Source organism: Nocardia sp. PLKS1-43, assembly GCF_059510335.1.
Window position 1 is genome coordinate 820398 of the sequence record NZ_JCAJZQ010000003.1, and the last position, 7709, is coordinate 828106.

10 protein-coding genes are annotated in these 7709 nt (G+C 67.4%); 6 read left to right on the plus strand and 4 right to left on the minus strand.

The window, feature by feature from the left end:
* Positions 1 to 3: 3 nt before the first annotated feature.
* From AC5WS7_RS15450 to AC5WS7_RS15465, 4 genes are all read right to left on the minus strand, one after another.
* Positions 4 to 696 carry a class I SAM-dependent methyltransferase gene (locus AC5WS7_RS15450; RefSeq protein WP_495955141.1) on the minus strand — a complete coding sequence of 231 codons (693 nt, stop codon included), beginning with the start codon at positions 694 to 696 and terminating at the stop codon, positions 4 to 6.
* Positions 697 to 957: 261 nt separating this feature from the next.
* Positions 958 to 2064, minus strand: a complete 1107-nt coding sequence (locus AC5WS7_RS15455; RefSeq protein WP_495955142.1) for a glycoside hydrolase family 183 protein — start codon at positions 2062 to 2064, stop codon at positions 958 to 960.
* Between the two features lie 215 nt (positions 2065 to 2279).
* The gene (locus AC5WS7_RS15460; protein ID WP_495955143.1) at positions 2280 to 3023 is read right to left on the minus strand and encodes a crotonase/enoyl-CoA hydratase family protein; all 744 of its coding nucleotides are present in this window, start codon (positions 3021 to 3023) and stop codon (positions 2280 to 2282) included.
* Positions 3020 to 3805: an alpha/beta fold hydrolase gene (locus AC5WS7_RS15465; RefSeq protein WP_495955144.1), complete on the minus strand. Its 786-nt coding sequence runs from the start codon at positions 3803 to 3805 to the stop codon at positions 3020 to 3022. Before AC5WS7_RS15465 ends, AC5WS7_RS15460 begins: the two co-directional genes overlap by 4 nt.
* A gap of 75 nt (positions 3806 to 3880) precedes the next feature.
* Here AC5WS7_RS15465 and AC5WS7_RS15470 point away from each other — a divergent pair, with 75 nt between their 5' ends.
* The 6 genes from AC5WS7_RS15470 to AC5WS7_RS15495 all read left to right on the plus strand — a co-directional run bounded on the left by AC5WS7_RS15470 (position 3881) and on the right by AC5WS7_RS15495 (position 7685).
* Positions 3881 to 4105 carry a hypothetical protein gene (locus AC5WS7_RS15470; protein WP_495955145.1) on the plus strand — a complete coding sequence of 75 codons (225 nt, stop codon included), beginning with the start codon at positions 3881 to 3883 and terminating at the stop codon, positions 4103 to 4105.
* The gene (locus AC5WS7_RS15475; RefSeq protein WP_495955146.1) at positions 4092 to 4388 is read left to right on the plus strand and encodes a hypothetical protein; all 297 of its coding nucleotides are present in this window, start codon (positions 4092 to 4094) and stop codon (positions 4386 to 4388) included. The genes AC5WS7_RS15470 and AC5WS7_RS15475 overlap by 14 nt, the downstream gene beginning before the upstream one ends.
* A 118-nt stretch (positions 4389 to 4506) precedes the next feature.
* Positions 4507 to 4827, plus strand: a complete 321-nt coding sequence (locus AC5WS7_RS15480) for a hypothetical protein (RefSeq protein ID WP_495955147.1) — start codon at positions 4507 to 4509, stop codon at positions 4825 to 4827.
* A 275-nt stretch (positions 4828 to 5102) separates the two neighbouring features.
* Positions 5103 to 6386 carry a lipase family protein gene (locus AC5WS7_RS15485; protein ID WP_495955148.1) on the plus strand — a complete coding sequence of 428 codons (1284 nt, stop codon included), beginning with the start codon at positions 5103 to 5105 and terminating at the stop codon, positions 6384 to 6386.
* A gap of 355 nt (positions 6387 to 6741) precedes the next feature.
* Entirely contained in the window at positions 6742 to 7131 is a 390-nt protein-coding gene (locus tag AC5WS7_RS15490; protein ID WP_495955149.1) for an FHA domain-containing protein, read from the plus strand.
* A gap of 104 nt (positions 7132 to 7235) precedes the next feature.
* Positions 7236 to 7685, plus strand: coding sequence for a hypothetical protein (locus AC5WS7_RS15495; protein WP_495955150.1), 450 nt, complete (start codon positions 7236 to 7238; stop codon positions 7683 to 7685).
* Positions 7686 to 7709 lie beyond the last annotated feature (24 nt).

The following is a 7709-nucleotide window of genomic DNA, read 5'->3' on the forward strand; positions in this document are numbered from 1 at the left end:
GTCTCAGTCGGCCGCGGCCTGCTCCGCCAGATCGGGGACGATCTTCGTCGCCACGACCAGCGCGTCGATCGCATCGCGGTCCTCGGTCTCGCGCAGGACCCGGTCGGCGATCCGGATGCGGATATCGGGGACCCCGGCCAGATCGGTCACCACGTCGTCGGGGGTGAACAGGATCGACCGATCCTGCGGTCCGCCGAACCCGTCGGTGATGTTCGTGGTGTCGTGGCCGAGTACCAGCAGCGTGCCACCGGGCGAGAGCAGTTCGGCGGCGCGGGTCAGCGTCGTGCGGCGCTGCCGCGCGGGCAGGTGCAGGAAGACGCTCAGCACCAGTTCGAACGGCCCGGTGATCCCGGCGGCGTCGAGATCGGTGACGTCGGCGCACTGCCAGTCGATCCGCCCGCGCACCGAGCGCGACAACCGCGACGCCACCGTCCGGCCCTTATCGATCCCGACCTGCGAGAAATCCACCGCCCGGACCTGCCACCCGTGCGTGGCCAGCCACAGCGTGTTGCGGCCTTCCCCGCACGCCAGATCCAGCGCGCGGGGAAGCTCCGGTACCGGCTCACCGGGCGTGTCGGGCTGCAGCACCACCCGCCGCTCGAGCCCGTACACGTGCTCGACCACGGTCGCGTTCGGCGGTGCGCCCCACACCAACTCGCTCTGGGTGTACCGGGCATCCCATTCGGCCGCGTCCATGGTTGTAATCTTCCGGCCTCGGCTTCGCCCGGGTGCGGCCGGGCCCAGGGAACGGCCGAGCCGGGAACCGAGCCCTGGAACGATCGATAGCAGGCAGGTGCCACGGGCACCCGAGTGCCGCCCGTCCCGGCAACGCCGGTTCCGAGGCCGGGACCCGTCCCGGGCCTGGACGAACCGGAGTCCCAGGGGCGAAGCGGGGCAGCGGAGGGAAGGACCGGGGCCGACAGGCCCCCGGCCCGCCACGGCGGAGCGGAGGCGGCGTTACAGCGTGGTGTGCATCAGGACGACGTTGTACTGGCTGTGGACCGTGGTGAGGAAATACAGGTCACGGCCGGTTTGGTACGGGAAGATCGACGGCGCGTAGGCGGTCGGCAATTCCCGGGTGTCGATCAGGACCTCCGGTGCGCTCCAGGGGCCCTGCGGGGAGGAGGACCGGCGCATGACCACCGAGTTGAACGGGTCGGTGGTCAGCATCAGATATTGCCCGAGGTATTGGTTCCACACCACCGACAGCTCGCCCACCCCGCCGGCGATGGGTGCGGCGGCATTCACGTCGCCGCGGCGCCAGCGGCCGCCGTCCCAGTATTCGTACGCGCCGAGATTCTGAATATCCTGCTCGCGCACCCGGGCCACATACGCGGGGTGGTTGCGTCCGGACTGCGTGCCGTACTCGTACACGTAGCCGCCGGATTTGGTGAACGCGTTCATCTGGAATTTGGTGTTCGCACCGGAATTGGGCCGCCGGGTGAGCGCGAGGTCCGCCCACGTCTCGCCATTGTCGGCCGATGCGGCCAGGCCCGAGTAATTGGTCGTCCACTGCCCGACGTTGTCCCAGCTGCGCACCGACATCAGGCTCATGTACTGGACGCCGCCGACCTCGATGCCCGCGGTCGGAATCCGGCTTATCTCGATGAACGGGATCTTCGGGCTCGGTATCAGGTCCCGCGCCTGACCGAACATGTCGCGCACCACGCTGTCGAAATAGATGCCGTTGGCCGGATTGCGGGTGTGACTGCGAAGCAGGATATTGCTGCGCCAGGCCCAGGTGCTGCCGGCCAGCAGATTCGGCAGCCCCAGTCCGGCCGAATCGCCGAACGCCGTGAGCATCTGGCCTTTGCCGTTGTCCCACATGATCCCCAGATCGGTGCCGAGGACGTTGTAGTTCTGGGTGTTGTTCGGACTCATCATGCCGGTCACCTGGAAGATCGCGCGGCTGCGACCGTCCAGGTGCGGCAGTCCGGCGGTGCCGTTCAATACCGGAATGGGGTTGATGGCGTTGGGATTCGCGTCGGCGGGCGCGGTCATGGTCAGCATCACCGCTGAACCCGCGGCTATCGCGGACAGCAGGATCGAAACTGCTCTGGACAACGTAGTCGGCCTTCCCGAGTCGTGTCGAGAAACGGGCGGCCGATACCGGTGGAGACTCAGGGCGGCCACACACGATCGTCGACTGGCTGGCAAAATGTGAAATACAAGCTGCGCACACATTCGGCACGGGTTTAGCTGCCCCGGTGACGGGGGTACCGCAGATATCGATCGGTGTGAATTACCACCGCTTTCGTAGCGTACAGCCGGTAGGCAGATTACCTGCGAAAACGGGCTCGGCGAAGTATCAGAGGCAGCTGAGTCGCGCGTTCGATGCCGAATGCGCGCCGCGCCGACGAATGCCAGGTCCGGTCGAACAATTGTTTGGCGGCGGCCACGGCGTGCGGTGGGCGTTCCGCGATCCGCCCGGCCAGCTGCCGTGCGGACGCGATCGGATCCTCGCTGATCTCGGTGATCAGCCCGATGCGCGCGGCGTGTGCCGCATCGATCCGGTCCGCGGTCATGGTCAGCAGCAGCGCTTCGTCCAGGCCGATCAGCCGCGACAATGTCGCCGCGCCGGTCATATCCGGAATCAGGCCGTGCCGCACTTCCATCACCGAGAAATCCGAATCCGGTGTGGCGAAACGAAAATCGGCCGCCAATGCGAGCTGTAGCGCACCGCCGTAACAATGTCCGTGCACCGCGGCGATCACCGGCTGCGGCAGTCGCCGCCACGCCCAGCAGGCTTCCTGGAAGGAATTGGTGCCGCGCAACGGATTCGGCACGAAATTGCGCACGACGCCCAGTGGATCGCGCATCGTCCCGGCGATGTCCAGGCCGCTGGAGAAACTCGGACCGTTACCGCGCAGAATCACCGCGCGAATATCTCTGCGGCCCTCGATAATTCGCGCTGTCCGGATGAGTTCGCGCATCATCTCGATGGTGAGGCCGTTGTGTTTGCCGGGCCGGTCCAACGCGACGTCGGCGAGGTTCCCGTCGACGCTCAGCGCCACCGTGCTCATCGGCCCGCTGCGGCGAGCTGTTCGAGGATGACCTGTGCGCAGCGCTCGGGATCGTCGTAGAACGGGGTGTGCCCGCTGCCGGGCAGGGTGAGGTGCCGCGCCTCGGGCAGACGTACGCGCGCGCGGCGGCTCTGCGTGGCGTACGTGAGCAGCACGTCGCGGTCGCCCCAGGCGACGGTGACCGGAATGCGGGCCAGCCGCCCGGAGTCCTGCAGGCGAGCGTGGTCGAAAGAAGCCAGAGCGGGTGCGAATCCGGGAGATTCGATCGCGCCCAGTGCGGTGGCGAGCGCGACGTCGCCGCTCACCGCCCATGCCTTGCCGAAGACCAGGCTCAGGAACGCGGTGCGGCCGGCGGGCGCGCCCAGGATCGCCGGCAGCGCGGGCCGCAGCAATCGGCCGAGCGTCGCGGACCGGCCGAGCGACTGCTGACACCAGACCCGTCCGGCGGTGGCCCAGAAGCCGATCGGCGAGAAGGCGGTCACCGAGCGGGCCAGCCCGCGGGCGGCCAGGTTCAGCACGATCAGCCCGCCCATCGAGTTGCCCGCCAGATGCGGTGTGGCCAGGCCGTTCTCGGTGAGGAAGGCGGCCAGCGCGTCGGTGAGCATGTCGACGGTGGTGTGCTCCAGGGGTGCGGATTCGCCGAATCCGGGCAGGTCCACGGCGTAGACCTCGAACGATCGCGACAGCCGGTCGATCACCGGCTCCCATACCTGCCAGCGGCTGCCGACGCCGTGGACCAGGACCAGGGGCTCCCCGCTGCCGACGCGGTGGTGATTCAGCACGGGCACAGGGTAGCAACGGTTGGCGTCACGCCAACAGGGTTCGTTTCGGGGCGATTCGGCGGTACGATGAATGGTATGGCTACCCGTAAGGTGACGTTGTCACTCGATGCGGCGGCCTGGTCGTTCGCCGAGCAGGCCGCCCAGCGTGCGGGCATGTCCCCGTCCGCGTGGATATCTCGCGCCGCCCGGCGCGAGGCGGTGCGCACCGGCTGTGGTCCGGTGCCCGATCCGGCCGCCGCCGCGGCCGCCGACGAGGCGGAACTCGCGGCCGCCGAGGAGTTGATGCGTGCGCAGGGGTGAACTGTGGAGCTACAACCCGCACGGTTTGCCTCGACGTCGCAACGTCGTGCTGATCTCGAGTGACGGCATCAACGAGTCGCCGCGCCCCTGGCTGATCGCCGCCGAACTGCTCGACGAGGATCCGCAGGACATCCTGGCCGTGTCGATTCCCGGCCACGGCTGGGTGCACGCGGGCAATCTGGGCCGCATCTATCGAGGCTGGCTGGCCGAACGCCTGGATTCGGTCGAGGACGACACCCTGGAGCGTCTGGATACCGCATTGCGTGCCGCGATGGATCTGTAGCGCCCCGCATTGTGGATTCTCACCTCGGACTGTCCTGGAGCGGTGGGATACGGCAGTATCACCACGGCGGTTGTGTGTCGCCGCTGTAGCCGTATTTGACGAGAATCGAGGAAATCAGTTGAGGATTACGCTGATCGCCGCCGCGTTGGTCGCTCTGCCCCTGCTGGCGGGCTGTGGTTCCGGTAATGCCCAGCCCGAGGTCACCCAGGCGGATCTGTCCAAGGCGTTGCAGAGCAGCGGTCTGAACGACCCGAAGCTGGCCGACTGTGCCGCGAAAATCTATGTCGGCGAAGGCATCTCGCAGGACGGCCTGCGCCTGATGACCAAGCCCGGCACCGACACCAACAAGCTCGACTCCAACACCATGGGACTGAGCAAGGACGATGCGGCCAAGGCCAAGTCCGCCACCCAGAAGATCCTCACCGACTGCATCAAGTAGTCCGAGTCCTCCCGGCCGGGCGCGTGCGGCGCGCGGCCGGGTGGTGTGCCGGTTGCTTCCCTTGGGAGGCAACCGGTTTCGATCTGCCTGGTATTCGATTCGACGGCTGCCCGGCCAGAACGGCGACTTCCGGAGTTGTCGGCCCGGGATGTCTTAAGCTGTGACCTCGGTAACGCCTATAGCCGGTGTGCCTGATTTCTGCGCTCGAACATGGATTCGGTATCCGATCTGGATCCAGCTCGCTCTGGACAACTCCATCGCAGAAAGGATCGAATATGAGGAGCGGTAAACGCGCCTGGGTCGCGGCGCTGGCAGGAACCGTAATCACTGTCGGCGGTGCGATCGCCGCACCGCAGGTATGGTCCGCGCCGACCACACCCCAGTCCGGACAGGCTCTGGGCTCCATCATCCGCGCCGACACGTCGCGGGTGACGTTGTCGGCGCCGGGATTGCCGGGGACCGTCGCGGCGAGGTCCACCCGCCTCACCTACGCCAGCAGCACGACCAACGACTCGCCGACCACGGTGGTCGGCACATATCTGGAGCCGATCGCCCCGTGGACCGGTCCGGGGGAGCGCCCGCTGGTCGCGTACGCGGGCGGCACGCAGGGCCAGAGCGATCAGTGCGCACCGTCGGCGATGCTGGCGCAGGGGGTGCGGTTTCAGCCGCCCGCCGACGCGATCCTGGAATACGACCTCGCCCCGATCTATCAGTTGCTGACCCGCGGCATGTCGGTGGTGATGACCGACTACCACGACCTGGGCACACCGCCGGTGCACGACTTCCTGAACCGTAAGACGCAGGGTTACGCGGTGCTGGATTCCGCACGCGCCGCGCTGCGGTTGCCGGGCAGCGGCTTGAATCCGCGCTCACCGGTCGTGCTCTACGGCTACTCCCAGGGCGGTATGGCCTCCGGCGCAGCGGCCGAACTGCAACGTCGATACGCCCCCGATCTGAACGTGCGCGGCGCATATGTCGGAGCGCCCCTGGTGGATCCGGAGTTCTACATCGGGCGCAACGACGGCCGCCCGGGCGTCGCACCGGCCATCGCGTGGGTCCTGAACGGTATCGCCGCCGATTATCCGGCCACCCGCGCCGCGCTCGATGCCGCCCTGAACGACACGGGTAAGGCGATTCTGCGCGATGCGACCAGCAAATGCGGTGGCGGTCTCGGCGGCTCTTTGACGCAGCCGCAGAATACGTCCCGATGGACGACCAGTGGCCAGCCGATCACGGCCGTTATCGACCGCACCCCGGTCTTGAAGAAGGCATTCGACGAACAGCGGCTCGGCGGGCTCGCCCCATCCGTGCCGGTGCGGCTGTACGCGGCTCGCAACGACGATGCGACGCCTTACGCGTCCGTGCGCGATCTGGCCGCGAACTGGTGCGGTCGCGGCGGGGCCGTGCAGTTGCAGGCGGACCCCTGGCTGCCTCCGATCAACAGCGTCATCGGCACTCACGACCTGGCCTTCTTCCCGTCCATCGCCGACTCGCAGCAGTGGATCACCGATCGCCTGGCCAACGTTCCCGCTCCGGTCAATTGCGGGGCGCTGCCGTAGCCGGGGCCTGCCGGCTTCACCGGCTCGATCACGCCGGCAACGGGCCGGATCACGAATGCGATCGCCGTGGTCCGGCCGCCGCGCGGCCAGGGATTCGAAGTGTTTCCGGTCGCGTAGCGCGGCGCCGTAGCGATCGCGTCGAGCACTTGCGGCGAGAGTATGTGTGGGGCGCTTGCCGAATCGAGATCCATTGTGTGCGAAGGATGTCCGGTTCGATCGGGAACCCGGGTGGTGATGTGCTCACCCCCGGGCGGGTTCGATGCACGGCTGGTGGCTTCGTGATGGCGCCGGGCGGCCCCGATCTGGCATTGTGGACCGAATTCGTTGTTGTGCAGTGACTCTCGAGGAGGAACAGGTGCTCGAACTGACCATGGCCACGGTGTCCGGGTCGGAGGCCGCCACGGGCGGCATGATGATGGCCGATGCCCCGAGCGAGGCCGGCGCCGTGTTGCGAGTGGGGCGCGACAAGTCGGTGTGCCGGATCGTCGTGCCGGGTGACTGGGTATTCGTTTCCCCGGTGCACCTGGAGTTCGCGTGCGGTCCCGAAGGAACCTGGGAGGTGAGCCGTACGCCGGATCCGGAGGCCGAGCCGGCTTCCGAAGTGCGAATCGTCGTGGGGAATCTCGGCCAGTCGCTGGAGCAAGGCGGGGTGGTGGCCCTGCCGAAGGGCGGACACGGCGAGATCACCATCTCGGATCGCAGCGCGCCTCGGAGCGTCAACATGGGCTTCTACCACGAGTCCTGAACAGGGCGGCTAGGGCCCAACGCGGTTACTTTCGCCGCTCACGTCTCGATGCGCAGCAGATCTATCGTCCAGTATGACCGAGCGCATCGAGAGGAGGCCGACTCATGCCCGCTGTCGCCGACCTTGCCCTGGGGCTCGCGCCCATCGCGGGTGGATTGGCTCTCGGGGCCGTCGCGGGGTATCTGAAGGGCCCCGATGTCCGCAAGGCGATCAAGCAGGATATGGAGCTTCTGGAGCACCTGTCTCCGCAGGATGTGGAGCGGCGAGCCGAACTCCAACGAAGTATCGATTGCCGCATCGACGACCTGGTCGCCACTGTCCACCGGCACCGGCCGCTGCGCAGCGCCGCCGCCTCATATCGGGCCGGCCTGCGCGACATCCTGCTGTTCGTCAGCACGATCCTGTTCACGGGAGTGTGGTGGGGCGTCGATCATCACAAGAACAGCTGGCTACCGCTGTTCGTTGTGCTCATCGTCATCACGGTGTGCGCGGCCGGCTATGCGCTGAGCGGGCTCTTCGGACTGCTGCTCGGTTTCCGGCGACGGAGGGACTGATACCCGGATGCCGGGAGAGTGATC

Coding starts and splice junctions, on each gene's coding strand:
- AC5WS7_RS15450 (WP_495955141.1), bottom strand. CDS start 696: ATGGACGCGGCCGAATGGGATGCCCGGTACACCCAGAGCGAGTTGGTG.
- AC5WS7_RS15460 (WP_495955143.1), bottom strand. CDS start 3,023: ATGAGCACGGTGGCGCTGAGCGTCGACGGGAACCTCGCCGACGTCGCG.
- AC5WS7_RS15470 (WP_495955145.1), top strand. CDS start 3,881: ATGGCTACCCGTAAGGTGACGTTGTCACTCGATGCGGCGGCCTGGTCG.
- AC5WS7_RS15485 (WP_495955148.1), top strand. CDS start 5,103: ATGAGGAGCGGTAAACGCGCCTGGGTCGCGGCGCTGGCAGGAACCGTA.
- AC5WS7_RS15495 (WP_495955150.1), top strand. CDS start 7,236: ATGCCCGCTGTCGCCGACCTTGCCCTGGGGCTCGCGCCCATCGCGGGT.